The sequence below is a fragment of the Legionella impletisoli genome (genome assembly GCF_900639875.1).
Lineage (GTDB): Bacteria > Pseudomonadota > Gammaproteobacteria > Legionellales > Legionellaceae > Legionella_A > Legionella_A impletisoli.
On record NZ_CAAAIA010000006.1, the window covers coordinates 72,267 to 90,365 of the forward strand.

Here is an 18,099-nt window from a genome sequence, read left to right on the forward strand (position 1 = left end):
CAGGATGAACTGACTTAAAATTTAGTTCAAAATGGTATGATCTTGCCCTGGCCTTGTACGGGACGAAAAACACTGAACCTTACGTGCCCATGCGGAGTCGGTATATACTTATAGTATTACATTGTATTCATTCTGATTCATTATGTCTAAAAATGGTATTAGCAAAGAAGAAAAGGCTTTATTTCGGCAAGAGATGCGTTTTGTTAAACCCTTACAAAATGCATCTAAAAAACACGTCGCCCCCAAAGTACACCCAGAGACACCAAAGCCACGATGTCATGAGCAAGAAACTACGATCTTAAATCCGGTCTATCTCTCAAGCCAATATAGTGTACCTGTCTATGCAGATACCATTTTAAGCCATCGAGAGGCAGGATTACCTCTCAAACGATTTCAGCAATTAAAGAAAGGTCTAATTCCTTGGCAATCACGACTCGATTTGCATGGTTTAAGTGTTGATCATGCTGCCAATGCATTGCGATTGTTTATAAGTCACCAAAATTTGGAGGGTAACCGCTCGTTACTCATTATTCATGGTAAAGGCGGACACCGTGGTGAAGTACCAATGATTAAAAGCTACGTTAACCATTGGTTAGCTCAGTTTCCTGAAGTATTAGCCTTTCATAGCGCCTTGCCTCGTGATGGCGGGGCTGGAGCCGTGTATGTTTTGCTGAAACGACATCGCATTTAATCTCTGTTTAGCGTTCATTCATATTCAGCGATTGAATTTTTTTTCATAATGGCTTAATATTTGCACTAAATTTTTAGTCTTAAGACCATGAGTAAAAAAGCCATTATTATAGGGATTTCCGGCCCTTCTGCTTCCGGTAAAAGTTTGTTAGCCAATACCATTGTTAATGAATTAGGCTCCGATCAAGTTGTTGTCATTTCTGAAGACTCCTACTATAAAGACAACAGTCACCTTCCGCTTGAAGAACGAGAAAAAATCAATTACGACCATCCCGATGCCTTTGATCATGCATTATTGTATGAGCATTTGCGGCGACTGCAAAAAGGCGAATCCGTCGAAATTCCAATTTATTCACATTCGAAACATATACGAATGCCTGAAACGCGCTTTATTGGCAGCCATGCCATTATTGTTCTGGAAGGGATTTTGTTATTCAGTGATAAGGCACTGCGTGAAATCATGGATATACGTATCTTTATGTCTGCGCCTTTAGATGTGTGCTTAAGTCGTCGTTTAAAGCGCGACGTGGTGGAACGCCATCGCTCTTTTGAATCTGTGTTGCTTCAATATGAGACAACGGTTCGTCCTATGTATTTACAGTTTATTGAGCCTTCAAGCCGATACGCCGATCTGATTGTTCCCCGAGGTGGTGAGAACCGCATTGCCATAGATATGATCCAAGCCAAAATGCGGGAGTTGCTTGCCAAACACACCAATTGACCCTAGAGGAGAATAGCATGGGATTTTTAAACGGGAAAAAAGCATTAATTGTTGGATTAGCGAGTAATCGCTCGATAGCCTATGGCATTGCAAAAGCCTTTCATGAGCAAGGCGCTGAGTTAGCATTTACTTATCAAAATGACAAGCTGAAAGAGCGCGTTGAAAAAATGGCTTCAGAATTCAACTCAAGCTTAACTTTCCCCTGCGATGTTGCCAGCGATGATGAGATCAATTCCGTTTTACAACAATTAAACCAACATTGGGAAAAGCTAGATATTCTCGTTCATTCTGTAGCGTATGCCCCTCAGGATCAAATCAGTGGTGATTACGTAGAAAACGCAACCCGGGAAGGATTTAAAATAGCACATGATATTAGTGCATATAGTTTGGTTGCCTTAGCGAAAGCGGCTATGCCGATGATGAAAGAAACGAACGGTTCTATCATTACCCTAAGTTATTATGGTGCAGAAAAAGCCGTTCCAAATTACAATGTAATGGGCATTGCCAAAGCAAGCTTAGAAGCTTCTGTTCGCTATCTTGCCTCAAGCCTTGGCTCAAGGGGCATTCGTGTTAACGCGATTTCAGCTGGCCCAATTAAAACATTAGCCGCTGCTGGAATTAAAGACTTTCGAAAAATTCAAAGCGCTTACGCAAACGTAACTCCGTTACAACGAAATATTACAGCTGAAGAAGTTGGTAATGCCGCTGCTTTCTTGTGTTCTGATTTAGCTTCAGGAATTACTGGAGAAGTTGTGCACGTTGATGCTGGTTATCACGCGGTAGCTATGGCCGATTTAGCTCCATAATTATTTGGAGCGCGCTCTGAATCAACCGTTTAGAGCACTCCCCAGTCACTATTTTTCAAGAAAAGAAGTCACAGACTGTTGTGTTTTCAAAAATTTTGCCAATTGATGATTGTAAAATTAGCATTCTCTCAAATTACCGCGGCATAGACCGCGGTAACCATACAAAACACTTATAAACCCCGAAGATTCGATCTTAGAAAAACTAGCGTATGGAGTTGATCTTTATGATAGCCTAAGCCCAACCTTGATGAAATAGGAAAACTATTTTACGTGATGAACGATTTCAGCCTTTTTCAACATCCCGCTGATGTAGAGATCATAATCTAGTACACCATAACTTGCTTCCAACTGCTGAGTAATACTCGCTTCCTGCTCTGGATCCAGCTGGCTCATTTGTCCATCATGAACGGCATTGAGTTTTACAATAGCAAAGCCTGTGTCATTGATGGACTGACCAGCGTACTGATCGGGTTTGGCGATGCTAAACGCTAGTTCATTGACGATTTGGGGAGCCAAATCAGAATCACGCATCGCAGATTCAATAGGAACCCATTTTAAATGATGCACAGTAAACAAGTCTTTCACATCAGCATTTTCTTTTAATGAATCAAGAATTTTTTTACCGAGCTCATTGGCCTTTGCTTGAGCTTTCGTGTTTGCTAAGCGAGCAATAATTCGATCCTGTACTTCAGCGAATGGCTTTTCCTGGGTTGGGATATGCCGGTTAACGCGAAGAACTACGACCTTTTCGTTATCTACCTGTACGGGCTCACTATTATTTCCCTGCAGAAGAACATCATGACTAAATGCAGTATTAATTACTTGCTTATTTTGAGTCAAAGCACTGTCGCCGCCCGTTTTGGGGAACGGCTTGGTGTATTTGATGGTTAAGCCTAATGCTTCCGCAGCAGGCTTTAATGAATCAGGAGATTGATAAGCGAGATCGGTTAATTGCTCTAAGCGCTGTGCGTATTCAGCTTGGACCTTTTCAGCCACCAATTGTTCTTTAATTTCTTGATTTACTTGATCAAAAGGTTTGACAATTGCAGGCTTATATTCGTTTAATTTTAATATTTCATAGCCATATTGTGTTTCAATCGGTTCTGAAATTTGTCCAGGTTTTGTTAATTTTAACAAATCCTTATCCAGGGCCGACTGACCTGCCGTTATCCACGGCATCTCACCTTGCTTTGCCAGTGACACTTTATCATCTGATAATGCCTTAACTTTTTCAGAAAATAAAGCTGGATTGACTTTAACGTCTTGATAGGCTTGCATGGCTTTTTGTTTTAGAAGTGCTCTTTGTTCAGCTGAAGCAGATTCAGGAACAGCAATTAAGAGATGAGAAACTCGCCATTGCGCAGGAGTTAAAAAATTATTTTGGTTTGCATCGTAATATTGGCGAACTTGTTCTTCGGAAACAGTAACCAGATTCCGTGTGTCATTCATGGAGAGCTCAATATAAGCAATACCAACTTGCTCAGGCGATAAAAACTCGCTCTGATGCGCTTGATAATAGGTTTTAACTTCGTCTTCTGTGACATTTTTAATGTCAATAAACTGAGAGACGGGTATGGTAAGGTACTGATAATCTCGGGTTTGCATATATAGTTTAACAAAACGCTCTACTTCACTCGGCAGGGCAAAGGCCGTTCCAATCAGAGCAAATCGCTGTTGGTTGAGTAACATACCTTGACGCACTTCTTGTTGAAACGACTCTGGGGTGAAGAGCGCGCCGCTGATGGCTTGTTGAAATCGATTCGCTGAAAAATGACCATCTTCTTGGAATTGAGGAATATTTAATATAGCCGCATTGGCTTGTACTGATGTAACTTCAAATCCATACTTTCTCGCAGCTTGTAAGCTCAGCTGATTAATGATTAGCCCATCGAGAATTTGATTTTTCAGTTGGTTTTCACCTGCAGCGGTCAGTTGAGATGGATCACGCATCTGCCTAATTCGGCGGTAGCTTAATTCATACTCCTGCTTGCTGATGGTATGCCCATTGACTTCGACGGCTGCAGTCGTGGCATTACGAGACTGCAAATAATAATCGACACCAAATAAGGCGAATGTGATGGCTATCAATGTGATAACAACCCAAGCCACAATACCTTGAATGCGCTCATTTAACTTCTGCAACATGTAGGAGTTCCCTATCGACTAGTTTCTTTTGGCTAAGTCGGTGTGATGTTCTAAATGAATTTCGTTGAATTCCATCTCGGACAACATACACCTCTAGAGCCCAAGTTATCAACTTTAACAAGCGTATGTTAGATTGTAATAATCAATAATAATATCAATCCTCATCGCATGTTATGAACAAGCTAAAAAAAACGCGCCTTTCGGCGCGTTATGCTGGCGGAGTGGACGGGACTCGAACCCGCGACCCCCGGCGTGACAGGCCGGTATTCTAACCAGCTGAACTACCACTCCAAATCGTGGTGGGTGCTGCAGGGATCGAACCTGCGACCCTCGCCTTGTAAGGGCGATGCTCTCCCAGCTGAGCTAAGCACCCGGGTAATTACGCTTTTTCCTTTTGTACAGCTTCTTTTAGTGACTTGCCAGCTTTGAACTTTGCAACACGTGAAGCTTTAATCTGAATGGTTTGTCCGGTCTGCGGATTACGGCCAGTACGTGCAGAGCGGTTACCAGTTGAGAAAGATCCGAATCCTGGTAATACAACCTGATCGCCTTTCTTCAAGGTATCTGTAACAGTTTCCATAAACAGGTCAAGCACTTTGCTTGCAGTGGCTTTTGTTACACCTGAGCGATTAGCGATAGTTTCAACCAATTCACTTTTATTCATCTTTTCCCCTTAGCTGTTAGTAGTCCATTTCACGGAGCTGATTAAATCAGAAACACCTTATATAGTCAAGCTACTACTTCCTTGAGAGCCCGCTAGTAGCGGGCAACGAGTGAAATATACCTCTTATTATCAGGCGTGTAAATCCTTATTTTCAATTTTTTTGCGACTTTGTTCACTTACGATCACACTGCTTGATGATCGATTGACCAAAGGGCTGGATTTTAATGCGATTTGTAAAACTTGCTCTATATTCTTCACGGGGTGAATTGTCAGTTTCTTCAGTACATTATCCGGTATTTCTGTTAAATCTTTTTTGTTTTCTTCAGGAATAATCACGTGTTTAATTCCACCTCGGTGTGCAGCAAGAAGCTTTTCTTTTAATCCACCAATGGGCAAGACCTGCCCTCTTAGAGTAATTTCACCTGTCATTGCAACATCCGCTCGTACAGGAATTCCTGTGATAACAGAGACCAATGCCGTACACATTCCTATACCAGCACTAGGACCATCTTTAGGTGTAGCTCCTTCGGGCACATGAATATGGAAATCGTTTTTCTCAAAAAAATCTTCGGGTAAATCGAATAATTCGGCACGACTACGCACTACAGTAAGCGCTGCGTGAATCGATTCTTGCATTACCTCTCCGAGCTGTCCTGTATGAATCGTTTTTCCTTTACCAGGCATTCTTGAAGATTCAATCGTTAATAGCTCGCCGCCCACACTGGTCCATGCAAGTCCTGTGACTTGTCCAACCTGGTCGTGCTCTTCGGCCAAACCATAGCGAAATTTTTTAACGCCCAAATACTTTTCTATGTTTTTCTTCGTTACATTGATTTTCTTTTCTTTTTTATGCGTCAAGATCTCTTTCACAACCTTGCGACAGATGGTTGCGATATCTCGCTCAAGGTTTCTAACCCCTGCTTCCCGTGTGTAGTGTCGGATAATCTCATGCACCGCATCTTCGCGTATATCGATTTCATTAGAGTTAAGACCATTTAACTTAATTTGTTTCGGAATTAAATAATTTTTAGAGATGTTCACTTTCTCATCTTCAGTATAACCAGCAAGCCGAATCACTTCCATCCGGTCTAATAATGGTGCTGGAATTTCTAAGGAGTTAGCCGTTGCAATAAACATGACATCACTCAAATCATAATTGACTTCTAGATAATGATCATTGAATGTGTGATTTTGTTCAGGATCTAATACTTCCAATAGTGCTGAGGCAGGATCACCACGAAAATCCATTGCCATTTTATCGACCTCATCTAGCATAATAAGTGGATTTTTAACACCTGCTTTGCATAGTTTTTGGATTATTTTACCTGGCATTGATCCAATATAAGTACGTCTATGCCCACGGATTTCTGCTTCATCACGCACGCCACCTAATGCGATGCGAATAAATGTTCGCCCTGTAGCATTCGCAATCGATTGACCTAAAGAAGTTTTACCGACCCCGGGAGGCCCAACCAGACATAAAATGGGACCTTTTAAACGTTTAACACGTTGCTGCACAGCTAAATACTCGATGATGCGTTCTTTAACCTTTTCAAGACCATAGTGATCTTTATCGAGCATTTTTTCAGCTTTAAGCAAATCATATTGAATTTTATTTTTCTTTTTCCAAGGAACGCTAAGCATCCACTCTAAATAGTTTCGAATAACCGTTGCCTCAGCCGACATAGGCGACATAAGTTTGAGCTTGTTAAGCTCCGACATGGCCTTTTCCTTTGCTTCTTTAGGCATGCCAGCTTTATTAATTGATTTTTCTATTTGCTCCAGTTCACTGCCTTCTTCGCCAATTTCACCCAATTCTTTTTGGATGGCTTTGATTTGTTCATTAAGATAATATTCACGTTGGCTTTTTTCCATTTGACGCTTCACACGGCCGCGAACACGTTTTTCAACTTGAAGTAAATCAATTTCTGTTTCAATTGCAGCCATCAGGCGTTCTAAACGAGAACCAATGTCAACGGTTTCCAGCAATTCTTGTTTGTCTTCTACTTTTAAGCTCAAATGCGCTGCAATGGTGTCTGCTAGTCGCCCAGGTTCTTCAATTCCAGATATGGAGCCAAGCACCTCAGGCGGAATCTTTTTATTCAGTTTGATATACTGCTCAAACTGAGACATTAAAGACCGCATTAGGATTTCAATTTCTTGCTCTTTGAGCGCTTCGCTCACTTCGGTGATTTCTTCAAGATCACTGCTTAAATACCCTTCATGAAGGTAATATTCGGCCACTTTCGCACGCTCTTCTCCTTCAACGAGAACCTTTACCGTTCCATCAGGCAATTTCAGCAATTGTAAAACGCTTGCAATGGTTCCTACGTTGAATAAATCTTTTGGACTTGGATCATCGTTAGCAGACTTTCGTTGAGCAACCAGAAAAATCTTTTTATTATTCAGCATCGCTGCTTCAAGGGCTTTGATGGATTTATCACGCCCTACAAAAAGTGGGATAACCATGTGAGGATAAACGACTACATCTCTTAATGGTAAGACGGGAAGATTGGACATCCCTTCTTTATCATTGTCGTTAGGTACCAGCTCATTTTCATTCGACATCTTGATCCCTTATTCAAATGATTAATTGTTGGAAAGTTTAGTTATGCTTAGGGTATATTGATATATTTGGATCCCTAGTGTATCGCGTTTAAACCAGTAAAAGAAGAATTCTTCGTTGATGACGAATTCTTCCTGAATTTAATGAAGATGTACGGCATTGAAGCATCCTTCTCCACGCGGCTTAGATTTTAAGATGAGCAAGTAGACTGGTTGTGAAACAGTCTACTTGTACCAGTTTGCATCTGTATATTTAGAGGCGTCTATTCACCGCTAGTTCGGGTCGCTACGTGTTTAGGCTCTTCGCCTTCGAAAATCATGATGGGCTTTCCACTATTACTCACCACGGATTCATCAACCACCACTTTGCTCACACCTTCTTGAGAAGGTAACTCATACATGGTGTCTAAAAGTATATTTTCAAGTATGGACCGTAAGCCCCTAGCACCAATTTTGCGATCTAAGGCTTTTCTAGCAATTAATCGCAACGCTTCTTCACGGAATTCTAACTCAACACCTTCCATTTTAAACAAGGTATAGAATTGTTTTGTAAGAGCGTTCTTTGGACGACTTAAGATGTCAACTAAAGCATCTTCATTCAGCTCATGCAACGTCGTCACCACAGGTAATCGTCCTACAAATTCAGGTATTAATCCATATTTCACTAAATCTTCGGACTCTAAGGCACCTAAAACTTCCTGCAAATCTTCTTTGTCTTTTTTATGTTTCAATTGAGCAGAAAATCCGATGCTTGATTTATCACTTCGCTCGCGAATGATCTTTTCTAATCCTGCAAAGGCTCCGCCGCAGATAAATAAAATATTCGACGTATCAACTTGCAAAAATTCTTGTTGCGGATGTTTACGCCCACCTTGAGGAGGAACGGATGCAATCGTTCCTTCAATTAATTTAAGGAGCGCTTGTTGGACACCTTCACCAGATACGTCACGGGTGATCGAAGGATTATCAGATTTTCGAGAAATTTTATCGATTTCATCGATGTACACAATTCCCTTCTGGGCCTTTTCTACATCGTAATCGCATTTTTGCAATAGTTTTTGAATGATATTTTCAACGTCTTCACCCACGTAACCTGCTTCAGTAAGCGTGGTTGCATCGGCTATCGTAAACGGTACGTTGAGTAATCTTGCTAGGGTTTGAGCTAGTAATGTTTTACCGCTCCCAGTAGGACCAATCAATAAAATATTACTTTTGCCAAGCTCGATGCCTTCTTCATTTTTAAATTGTAAGCGCTTGTAATGATTATATACAGCAACCGATAATACCTTCTTGGCATGAGATTGGCCGATTACATATTCATCTAGAAATTGCGAAATTTCCTTTGGGGTGGGCAAATGTGATTCCGTATCTTCTTGAGTTTCATGACTTTCTTCACGAATAATATCGTTACACAATTCGACGCATTCATCACAAACAAACACCGATGGTCCGGCTATTAACTTTTTTACTTCATGCTGGCTTTTACCACAGAAAGAACAATACAAAATCTTATCCCCATCATTGCCAGAACTTTTAGTCATCTACAAAACCCCTTTTTTACTAAAGAATTAAAGCCTTCTTTAATAAAATTTTAGCTAATTAAAAATTTAACGCCAGTCTTTATCCATTGGAATTAAAAGATGCGGATTAGTCATTTCACATCATCAATCCCAATGGGTTTCTAACTGTGAGGGGATAATCGCAAAAAGCCCCTCAAAAGATTAACGTTTTTCTTCTTTTAAAGTATCGGTTCGATCATAAAGTACTTGATCAACTAAGCCGTATGTTTTTGCCTGCTCAGCATTCATAAAGTTATCACGTTCCGTATCTTTCATGATTTGATCGGGTGATTTTTTGGTATGCTTAGCCATGATGCTATTTAAGCGCTCGCGTACCGCTAATGTTTCACGAGCGTGAATTTCAATATCCGTCGCTTGCCCGCGATAACCACCAAGCGGCTGATGAATCATAACACGTGCATTAGGCAAGCAATAACGTTTGCCTTCAGCCCCACTCGACAGCAATAAAGCAGCAGCACTAGCCGCCTGGCCAATACATAAAGTACTGACATCGGGCTTAATAAATTGCATGGTGTCATAAATTGCTAATCCAGCGGTTACCACTCCTCCGGGTGAGTTGATGTACAGAGAAATGTCTTTATCTGGGTTTTCGGACTCTAAAAATAGAAGCTGAGCCACCACCAGATTTGCCATATGATCTTCGACTTCTCCAAGTAAAAAGATAATTCGCTCTTTTAACAGTCTGGAATAGATATCATAAGAACGTTCACCTCTGGAGGTTTGCTCAATCACCATCGGCACGAGGCCGCTCGCATTTCGAATGATGTTTTCCGATTCTCCCCGCATGTTTATGCTCCTTTCTCTTGGCTATCCTTTTTGGGATTCATCACTTCCTCATAAGACATGGATTTTTTAACCGTTTTGGCATCTTCTAAGATTTTTTCAGCCACGATTTCTTCCATAACGAGCGCTTCAATTTCCGCTAGGCGTTCTTTATCGCCTGTATACCAAGTTTTCAGCTCTTCTGGACTTTCATAAGCACTGGCTAATCTATCAATCATAGCGGTTACGCGATCTTTATCAACCGATAATTCATGCTTTTTAACGTATTCAGAAAATAACAAGCCCAAATGCACGCGGCGTTTCGCTTGTTCTTCAAACATCGAACGTGGAAAATCAGGTATTTTTTCATTATCACGATGTTCTGGGCCGAAAATGCGATGGTACATTTCGTGTTTTAAATGCTCAATTTCTTGATTTACTAAAGAAGAAGGAATTTCAAATTCATTCTTTTCTAACAATTTTTCAAACGTTTTTTCGCGGTTCAGCGAACTGATTCGACGCTCTAATTCACGCTCCATATTCTCGCGAATGTCTTTCTTCAAGGCTTCCATACCGCCTTCTTTAATATTAAATTTTTCTGCAAATGCCTCATCAAGTTTAGGCAGCTTGCCTTCGTAGATAGACTTAACCGTAACGTTGAAAGTGGCTTCTTTTCCTGCCAACTCTGCATGGCCATAGTCTTCTGGGAATGTCACCTTCAGATCAAATTCTTTGCCTTGCTCCGCACCAACAAGTCCTTCTTCAAACCCTGGGATCATAGAACCAGAACCGAGAACGATTTCAAAGTCTTTTGCCTCACCGCCTTCAAAAGGCTCATCCCCTAAGAACCCTTTAAAATCAATTACTAATTTATCGCCTTTTTCAGCAGGACGTGATACTTCTTCCCATTCTTTATTCTGCTCACGCAGTTTCTCGATCATGTCGTTAACGTCTTTGTCTTTAACTTCAGCTTCAGCAACTTCCACTTCGGCTTTATTTAATTCACTAACTTCTATTTCAGGATAGACTTCAAATGTAGCGCTATAACGAAAATCTTTGCCAGACTCAAGTTGTTCGGGCTCGATGGTAGGATAGCCAGCAGGTACCAGCTCCTTTTCTTTCAGTGCTTCGAATAAGGTTGATTGCACCATATCACGCGCTACTTCTTCACGAACGGAATCCGAATAGCGCTTTTTGACCACATCAAATGGGACCTTGCCTGGACGAAAGCCATCTATCTTAACTCTTCGAGCAAGATTTTTGAGACGTTGGCTCACTTCTTCCTCTACTTTTTCGGTAGGTACCGAAATAGTCACTTTACGTTCCAAACCGTTCAAGGTCTCAACAGAAACTTGCATCTAGTCACCTCTTGAAATTATTTATTTTAAAAATGGTGCGAAAGGAGAGACTCGAACTCTCACGGGTTACCCCACTGGAACCTAAATCCAGCGCGTCTACCAGTTCCGCCACTTTCGCAAGCAGGGTGGAATTATTAAACAGTAGCATTATCTTGTAAAGACTCAAGATAAAAAGAGAAATCAGACATTTTATTTATGAAACTGGGGTGAGCGATGGGACTCGAACCCACGACAACCGGGATCACAACCCGGGGCTCTACCAACTGAGCTACGCCCACCATATTAAACACCTGAATACCGCTTGGCGTTTGGCACGCCCGGCAGGATTCGAACCTGCTACCCTCGGCTTAGAAGGCCGATGCTCTATCCAGATGAGCTACGGGCGCATTTATGCGATGGCATTATACCATTCCCTTCAATCCGGGTATCAATTGGTCGGGGTGGAGAGATTCGAACTCCCGACATCCTGCTCCCAAAGCAGGCGCGCTACCAGGCTGCGCTACACCCCGTTGATCCCGTCCCAAGGACAGAGCGCAAATGATACTCCCGCACGATTATAAGGTCAAGAAGCTTGGGAAAATTTTTTGTGAAATCGATTTTTTTCTATTCTAAATGCCTGTTCAGAGGTATTCTTAAATTTTAGTGTGCATACCTGATTCATTCTCTTAAGATAAACTAATTGCTTATGAAAACTCAACTCCTACCTTTGTTCGATACCATAGATAAACTTCATAAAAATGCTGAATATGTTCAATTGCCTAACCAGGCTTTTCAATCGGATTTTTTAAAGTGTTTAAGTTTTTTAAAAAGTTACAGCGGCAGTCAGGGAACCTATAATAGTTACCGCAGAGAGACCGAACGTTTATTGCAATGGTGTTGGCACATCCGTGGGATCACATTAAACCAACTAAAGCGCGAAGACATTGAACAGTTTGTTCGTTTTTGCCAAAATCCTCCACAAGCATGGATAAGCTTGAAGAAAGTTCCTCGCTACATCGAAAAAGAAGGCGAAAGAATACCTAATCCTGAATGGCGACCCTTCGTGGTGACGCAAGCTAAAGCCTTGCGTAAACGAGGGGATAGTATGACGCTTGCCCAATTTAGTTTATCGCAAGGAGCCGTGCAGGAGATTTTTGCGATTTTGAGTACGCTTTTTAATTTTCTAATCGCGGAAGAATATCTTTTATCAAACCCAGTCGCTTTAATCCGACAAAAGAGTAAATTTATTCGAAAGCGCCAGCAAAATGCACCCATTCGGCGCTTAAGTTTAACGCAGTGGGATGCGGTCTTAAACGCTTCGGAATTGCTAGCCAATGAACACCCTGAAAAACATGAGCGAACACGATTTATTTTGAGTCTTTTATACGGAATGTATTTACGAATTTCCGAATTGGCAGCCAGCGATCGTTGGATCCCTACCATGAATGACTTCAGCAAGGATAGCAACGGCTTCTGGTGGTTTACAACCGTTGGAAAAGGGAATAAGGAAAGACAAATTGCAGTCAGTGAAGCGATGCTAGCAAGCTTGATTCGATGGCGAACGTTTCTAGGTTTCTCCCCACTCCCCTCACCGGCTGATAACTCGCCTCTTATACCCAAACTGCGGGGATCAGGTCCTATGAGTGATACCGCGCCATTAAGACGCTTGGTCCAACAGTGTTTCGATTTGGCAGCGGATGAATTAAGAAAAATTAACGAGCATGAAGAAGCAGATAACTTAGCGGCTGCTACTGTACATTGGCTTCGTCATACAGGGATCTCAGAGGATGTTAAGATAAGGCCTAGAGAACATGTTCGAGACGATGCCGGGCATAGCTCAAGCGCCACAACCGATCGCTATATTGATGTTGAGCTACAAGCGCGTTATCAATCCGCTAGAAATAAAAAAATCAAACCCTCCGATTAGGGTTTAAAAATGGTTAAAATTGTTGCGGCAATAATCCATAAAACCAAGCCAACCTGAGTGGTTATGGGGCGTGGAACTGGAATTTTTCGCTTGATTTCCCAGGCTCGTAGCAATAAAAACGGAACAATAGCCAGTAAAAATAACTGCAAGATATGCACAGAATGCTGCTTTATAGACAACCAGCCAGAGAGTGCATGCAAAAGGTAATGAAAGCCTTCTTTGCACTGCAACAAGAACCACAATTCAAAAGGCTCGTATTTTTCTATCAACCAAGAAGCCAACACCAAAGGCAAAAGAAATTTCAACCCAGGAAGGGAGGTGATCCGCTTGTATACGCCAACAAATTCTTGTGAAAAAAAGACAAGGATGGAAGTGCTGAGAACAATAAGACCTAACGTGAGAAACATAAAATCCTCTAGTACAACTGGGTATTATGAATAATGCAAATTGCTGGAAAATTATACTAAAAATTTCGAAAAAAGCCAACGGTTTATATCAATTCAACTGCCGAATTTATGATTATGTGCGTTCTTCCAGTTCTTCCCAACGTTGATATAAAAACGCTAATTGCGCTTCATCTTGAGTGAGTTGTTGACTGATTTGGGCAATGGTCTCGGTATCCTGCTGATAGAATGATGGCATAGCCATTTTAGCTTGTAAGTTTGCTATTTTTTGTTCTAAGGTTTCTATTTGCTGCGGTAGCTTGGATAGTTCGCGCTGCTCATTGAAGCTTAGTTTTTGAGTTGATCTCTGCTTGACAGGCTCATTCGTTTCTTTTTTAAGCGCTTGTTTTTTTGCTCGCTGTTGCTGATAATCATCATACCCACCTACGTATTCATTAAAATGACCATCCCCTTCATAAATCAACACACTCGTCACCACGTGATTAATAAAGGTACGATCATGGCTTATAAGCAATAAAGTTCCAGGATAATCCATCAGCATAGACTCTAATAACTCTAATGTTTCCAGATCTAAGTCATTGGTGGGTTCGTCCATGACTAAAAGATTCACGGGCTTTGCAAATAATTTCGCTAACAGTAGGCGATTCCGTTCTCCACCGGACAAGGTTGAAACGGGTTGGGTAAAACTTTCCGTTGGAAATAGAAACTCTTTTAAATAAGAAGCAACATGTTTTTGCTTGCCATTGACGGTGACGTAATCCGCCCCTTCTGCAACATTTGCCATTACCGACTGGTTGGGATCTAATGAACGTCGCAATTGATCAAAATAGGCGACCTCTAAAGCAGTTCCGTGACGAAGCTCACCTTTTTCTGGAGTAATTACACCTAAAAGGATCTGAATCAACGTAGTTTTGCCAGATCCATTTGGCCCGATGATTCCAACTTTATCCCCACGCATCAGTAATAAAGAAAAATCCTGAATAAGCGGTTTTCCATGAAGAGAATAATGAATGTGATTAGCCTCTAACACCAACTTACCTGAACGATTTACTTCAAGATCAAAACGTTCAACTTTATCTGTTGGATTTCGACGTTTTTTATAAGCTTCTCGCATCGCTTTTAAAGCGCGTACGCGTCCTTCATTTCGAGTTCTTCTTGCTTTAATTCCTTGTCGCAACCAAGCTTCTTCTTCACTTAAGCGTTTGTCAAAAAGCGCACTTTGTTTTTCTTCACTTAACCTTGCCGCTTCTTTGCGATCTAAGTACGTTTCATAATCGCATTCATAGCGCTTTAATTGGCCACGGTCTATTTCAATAATATGCTTGGTCACTTGGGATAAAAACGCGCGATCGTGAGTCACTAACAATAAACTGCCGTTGTATTGTTTTAAATAAGCTTCAAGCCATTCAATGGTGTAGATATCTAAATGGTTTGTGGGCTCATCTAGAATTAATAAACCAGGTTCAGCAATTAATGCCGCAGCTAATAAAGCACGTCGCTTCATACCGCCTGATAATTCGCTCATCAAAGCATCTTTATTTAATTCTAAATGCGAGGCCAAGGCATCAATTTTGGGCAGCAAATCCCAAGCATGGAATTGATCAACCTGCTGCTGATAATAGGCTATCTTATCCGCATCACCGCGAATGCTGCTTTCATGAAAGCCCGCAATTGCTTCGCCTTTTTCACCAAGATGGTGAACTAAAAAATGATAGACCGACTCGTCGCGGCTCGTTGGAACTTCTTGTGAAAGCCCAGCTATTTTAAGCCCACTTTGCTTTTGAATTTGTCCACTATCTTGAACCAGTTCTCCAAGCAATAACTTTAATAAAGTGGATTTACCCGCGCCATTACGACCTACGAGTGCAATACGCTCGTTAACTTGAATTTGTAAGTTCGCATTATCTAGAATTTGCTTACCGGCAAGATTAAGGCTTACGTTATGAAACGACAAAATACTCATAAATTAAGTTTAGTTAGAAAGCACCATAATCGCATCCATTTCTACCTGGGCATTACGAGGTAAGGCTGCAACGCCAATTGCTGCTCTGGCAGGATAAGGTTCAGAAAAATAATGCGTCATGGCTTCATTAATTAAAGGAAAATGAGTTAGGTCTGTGAGATACACGTTTAATTTCACAATATTTGCTAAGCTACCACCAGCCGCTTCACAAACAAACGCTAAATTTTCAATGACTTGTTTAATTTGAGCACGTATTTCTTCGCTGCATAATTGCATCGTGTTTGGATCCAATGGGATTTGACCAGATAGATACACAACCTGACCAGATTGAATCGCTTGACTATACGTCCCAATCGCTTCAGGGGCTAATTCAGATTTAATTGCTTTCATTTACTCACCATATTTTTTACGATAAAGCCGCATAACCATTTTGTTTGCTCTTAAGCGTCGCATGACCTTTGCGAGATGGGTTCGATTGTGGACGCTTAAAGAGAAGGTGACGGCGTTATAACGTCCATCTCGGGGATCAACATTAATGTTTCCAATATTCGATTGTGCTTCAGAAATTGCCGTTGCCATCGCCGCTAATACGCCTCGCTTATTCATCACTTCAACCGTGACATCGACCCAAAACTCTCCTTTGACTTCTTCATCCCAACGCAAGGAAATAAATTGTTCAGGATTAATTTTGGCTTGATTAATCGTAGGACATTCACTTGTATGCACCAAAATTCCTCGTCCTTGTTGGAATCGACCTACAATGCTATCGCCTGGTATGGGTTGACAACATTCTGCAAAATGCACCACCATCCCTTCCGTACCTTTAATCGCTAAAGGACGCGTCTTGGTGGATTTAATTAAATCGCCACTTTCTTGTGCCACCACTAACCGCTTAGCGATCACCATTGCCATTTGATTTCCAATGCCTATGGCATAGAGTAGCTCGTCAATCGATTTATAATTTAGATCACTTAATAAGGCATGAAGTGAGTCCTCGGGAATTTTCGAGTAGTTACTTCCTAATTCTGCAAAGGCTTGCTCGAGTAATCGCTTGCCCAATACAATGGACTCAGCGTGTTGCTGGCCTTTTAAAAAATTACGAATATTGCTGCGCGCCTTGCCGGTTACCACAAAGTTTAACCAAGATGGATTTGGATGGGCCCCAGGTGCTGTGATCACTTCAACGGTTTGACCATTTGTTAAAGGAATACTGAGGGGAACTAAACGGCGATTTACTTTGGCAGCCACACAGCTATTGCCTACATCAGAATGCACAGAATAAGCAAAATCAACCGGCGTCGCGCCCTTTGGCAATTCCATAATTTCCCCTTTGGGGGTAAAAACATAGACTTCATCTGGAAATAAATCAATTTTCACATGCTCAATAAATTCCAACGAGTTGCCTGTTGAGCGTTGCATTTCCAATAAACGTTGCACCCACTCTCGGGCACGAAGTTGCGCTTCGTTTACCTCAAGTCCAGAGGATTTATAAATCCAATGCGCAGCAACCCCATTTGCTGCCACATTATCCATATCACGGGTTCGAATTTGCACTTCCAAAGGTACACCATAAGGGCCAAATAGTGTGGTGTGAAGTGATTGATAACCATTGACTTTGGGGATCCCAATATAATCTTTAAAGCGTTGTGGCACAGGTTTATACGTTTGATGTAAAGCACCTAAAACGCGGTAGCACGCATCAATATCTTCAGTAATGACTCGAAACGCAAACACATCCGTAATTTCAGCAAAAGACGCTTTTTTTTGCTTCATTTTGCGATAAATACTATACAAATGCTTTTGACGACCAAATACATGTTCATAAGGAATATTGAGCTTATCTAACGCTTCTTGTAAATCGCGCTCAATGCGTTGGGTAATTTCACGACGATTACCACGCGATTTTTCGACTGCTGATTTTATCGCACGATAGCGCATTGGGTAGAGGGCTTTAAAACCTAGATCCTCAAGGCCAATATATATCGAATGCATTCCTAAACGATTGGCGATTGGCGCATAGATTTCTAGTGTTTCAATGGCAATTCGTTCTTTCTTCGCTCTAGGCATTACGCCAAGCGTGCTCATGTTGTGAAGGCGATCGGCGAGTTTGACAATGATAACGCGAATGTCCTTGACCATAGCCAAGACCATTTTACGAAAATTCTCTGCTTGCGCTTCGGCACGGGATTCAAATTTAATTTGGGTTAATTTCGTCACCCCATCCACCAAGGCTCCGACTTCCTCACCAAATTGTTTAATCAGATCAGCCTGGCTCAATGAAGTGTCTTCTACGACATCATGCAACAAAGTAGCCATAATTGTTTGATAGTCTAAACGCATTTTGGCTAAAATTAGAGCCGCAGCTACAGGATGAGAAATATAAGGCTCACCGGATCGTCGCATTTGCCCTTTATGGGCATTTTCTGCAACCTGAAAGGCTTGGTGGCATTTTTCAATAAATTCAGGCTCAAGATAGCACTGCAGCTCTTCTTGCAATTCCTTAAAGTAATCCACGCGGCTCTCCTGCGCTTATGC

The 18,099-nt window shown here is 41.5% G+C and carries 14 protein-coding genes and 6 tRNA genes; 4 read left to right on the forward strand and 16 right to left on the reverse strand.

What is annotated here, in order from left to right; translation table 11 throughout:
- Nucleotides 1-142: 142 nt before the first annotated feature.
- The 3 genes from E1O41_RS07530 to E1O41_RS07540 all read left to right on the forward strand — a co-directional run bounded on the left by E1O41_RS07530 (nt 143) and on the right by E1O41_RS07540 (nt 2,217).
- Nucleotides 143-691 (forward strand): Smr/MutS family protein, encoded by a 549-nt coding sequence (locus E1O41_RS07530; protein ID WP_131776705.1) that lies wholly within the window; start codon nt 143-145, stop codon nt 689-691.
- A gap of 87 nt (nt 692-778) precedes the next feature.
- Nucleotides 779-1,411, forward strand: a complete 633-nt coding sequence (udk, locus tag E1O41_RS07535) for a uridine kinase (protein ID WP_131776706.1) — start codon at nt 779-781, stop codon at nt 1,409-1,411.
- A gap of 17 nt (nt 1,412-1,428) precedes the next feature.
- Nucleotides 1,429-2,217, forward strand: a complete 789-nt coding sequence (locus tag E1O41_RS07540; RefSeq protein ID WP_131776707.1) for an enoyl-ACP reductase FabI — start codon at nt 1,429-1,431, stop codon at nt 2,215-2,217.
- A gap of 261 nt (nt 2,218-2,478) precedes the next feature.
- On the opposite strand, the gene E1O41_RS07545 is transcribed toward E1O41_RS07540, so the two are convergent.
- The 12 genes from E1O41_RS07545 to E1O41_RS07600 all read right to left on the reverse strand — a co-directional run bounded on the left by E1O41_RS07545 (nt 2,479) and on the right by E1O41_RS07600 (nt 11,800).
- The gene (locus E1O41_RS07545) at nt 2,479-4,362 is read right to left on the reverse strand and encodes a SurA N-terminal domain-containing protein (RefSeq protein ID WP_131776708.1); all 1,884 of its coding nucleotides are present in this window, start codon (nt 4,360-4,362) and stop codon (nt 2,479-2,481) included.
- Nucleotides 4,363-4,576: 214 nt separating this feature from the next.
- A tRNA-Asp gene (locus E1O41_RS07550) sits at nt 4,577-4,653 on the reverse strand.
- Nucleotides 4,654-4,659: 6 nt separating this feature from the next.
- Nucleotides 4,660-4,735: transfer RNA gene (locus E1O41_RS07555), tRNA-Val, on the reverse strand.
- 6 nt (nt 4,736-4,741) lie between these two features.
- Nucleotides 4,742-5,026, reverse strand: coding sequence for an HU family DNA-binding protein (locus tag E1O41_RS07560; RefSeq protein WP_131776709.1), 285 nt, complete (start codon nt 5,024-5,026; stop codon nt 4,742-4,744).
- A 129-nt stretch (nt 5,027-5,155) separates the two neighbouring features.
- The gene (gene lon, locus E1O41_RS07565; RefSeq protein ID WP_131776710.1) at nt 5,156-7,594 is read right to left on the reverse strand and encodes an endopeptidase La; all 2,439 of its coding nucleotides are present in this window, start codon (nt 7,592-7,594) and stop codon (nt 5,156-5,158) included.
- 260 nt (nt 7,595-7,854) lie between these two features.
- On the reverse strand, nt 7,855-9,132 hold the full coding sequence (gene clpX / locus E1O41_RS07570; protein WP_131776711.1) for an ATP-dependent Clp protease ATP-binding subunit ClpX: 1,278 nt from the start codon (nt 9,130-9,132) through the stop codon (nt 7,855-7,857).
- Between the two features lie 180 nt (nt 9,133-9,312).
- Nucleotides 9,313-9,957 (reverse strand): ATP-dependent Clp endopeptidase proteolytic subunit ClpP, encoded by a 645-nt coding sequence (gene clpP / locus E1O41_RS07575; protein ID WP_131776712.1) that lies wholly within the window; start codon nt 9,955-9,957, stop codon nt 9,313-9,315.
- 2 nt (nt 9,958-9,959) lie between these two features.
- The gene (gene tig, locus E1O41_RS07580; RefSeq protein ID WP_131776713.1) at nt 9,960-11,291 is read right to left on the reverse strand and encodes a trigger factor; all 1,332 of its coding nucleotides are present in this window, start codon (nt 11,289-11,291) and stop codon (nt 9,960-9,962) included.
- Between the two features lie 33 nt (nt 11,292-11,324).
- Nucleotides 11,325-11,409 (reverse strand) — tRNA-Leu (locus E1O41_RS07585).
- Nucleotides 11,410-11,493: 84 nt separating this feature from the next.
- A tRNA-His gene (locus E1O41_RS07590) sits at nt 11,494-11,569 on the reverse strand.
- A gap of 31 nt (nt 11,570-11,600) precedes the next feature.
- Nucleotides 11,601-11,677: transfer RNA gene (locus E1O41_RS07595), tRNA-Arg, on the reverse strand.
- A 46-nt stretch (nt 11,678-11,723) separates the two neighbouring features.
- A tRNA-Pro gene (locus tag E1O41_RS07600) sits at nt 11,724-11,800 on the reverse strand.
- A gap of 170 nt (nt 11,801-11,970) precedes the next feature.
- Between E1O41_RS07600 and E1O41_RS07605 the strand changes: the two genes are divergently transcribed.
- Nucleotides 11,971-13,197: a tyrosine-type recombinase/integrase gene (locus E1O41_RS07605; protein ID WP_131776714.1), complete on the forward strand. Its 1,227-nt coding sequence runs from the start codon at nt 11,971-11,973 to the stop codon at nt 13,195-13,197.
- On the opposite strand, the gene E1O41_RS07610 is transcribed toward E1O41_RS07605, so the two are convergent.
- The 4 genes from E1O41_RS07610 to spoT all read right to left on the reverse strand — a co-directional run bounded on the left by E1O41_RS07610 (nt 13,194) and on the right by spoT (nt 18,078).
- The gene (locus E1O41_RS07610) at nt 13,194-13,604 is read right to left on the reverse strand and encodes a hypothetical protein (RefSeq protein ID WP_131776715.1); all 411 of its coding nucleotides are present in this window, start codon (nt 13,602-13,604) and stop codon (nt 13,194-13,196) included. The genes E1O41_RS07605 and E1O41_RS07610 overlap by 4 nt on opposite strands.
- Nucleotides 13,605-13,716: 112 nt before the next feature.
- Complete coding sequence (locus E1O41_RS07615) at nt 13,717-15,564, reverse strand: ATP-binding cassette domain-containing protein (protein ID WP_131776716.1); 1,848 nt, start codon at nt 15,562-15,564, stop codon at nt 13,717-13,719.
- A 9-nt stretch (nt 15,565-15,573) separates the two neighbouring features.
- Entirely contained in the window at nt 15,574-15,954 is a 381-nt protein-coding gene (locus E1O41_RS07620) for a Rid family detoxifying hydrolase (RefSeq protein WP_131776717.1), read from the reverse strand.
- Nucleotides 15,955-18,078 (reverse strand): bifunctional GTP diphosphokinase/guanosine-3',5'-bis pyrophosphate 3'-pyrophosphohydrolase, encoded by a 2,124-nt coding sequence (spoT, locus tag E1O41_RS07625; protein ID WP_131776718.1) that lies wholly within the window; start codon nt 18,076-18,078, stop codon nt 15,955-15,957. It abuts the gene before it with no gap.
- Nucleotides 18,079-18,099: the final 21 nt, after the last annotated feature.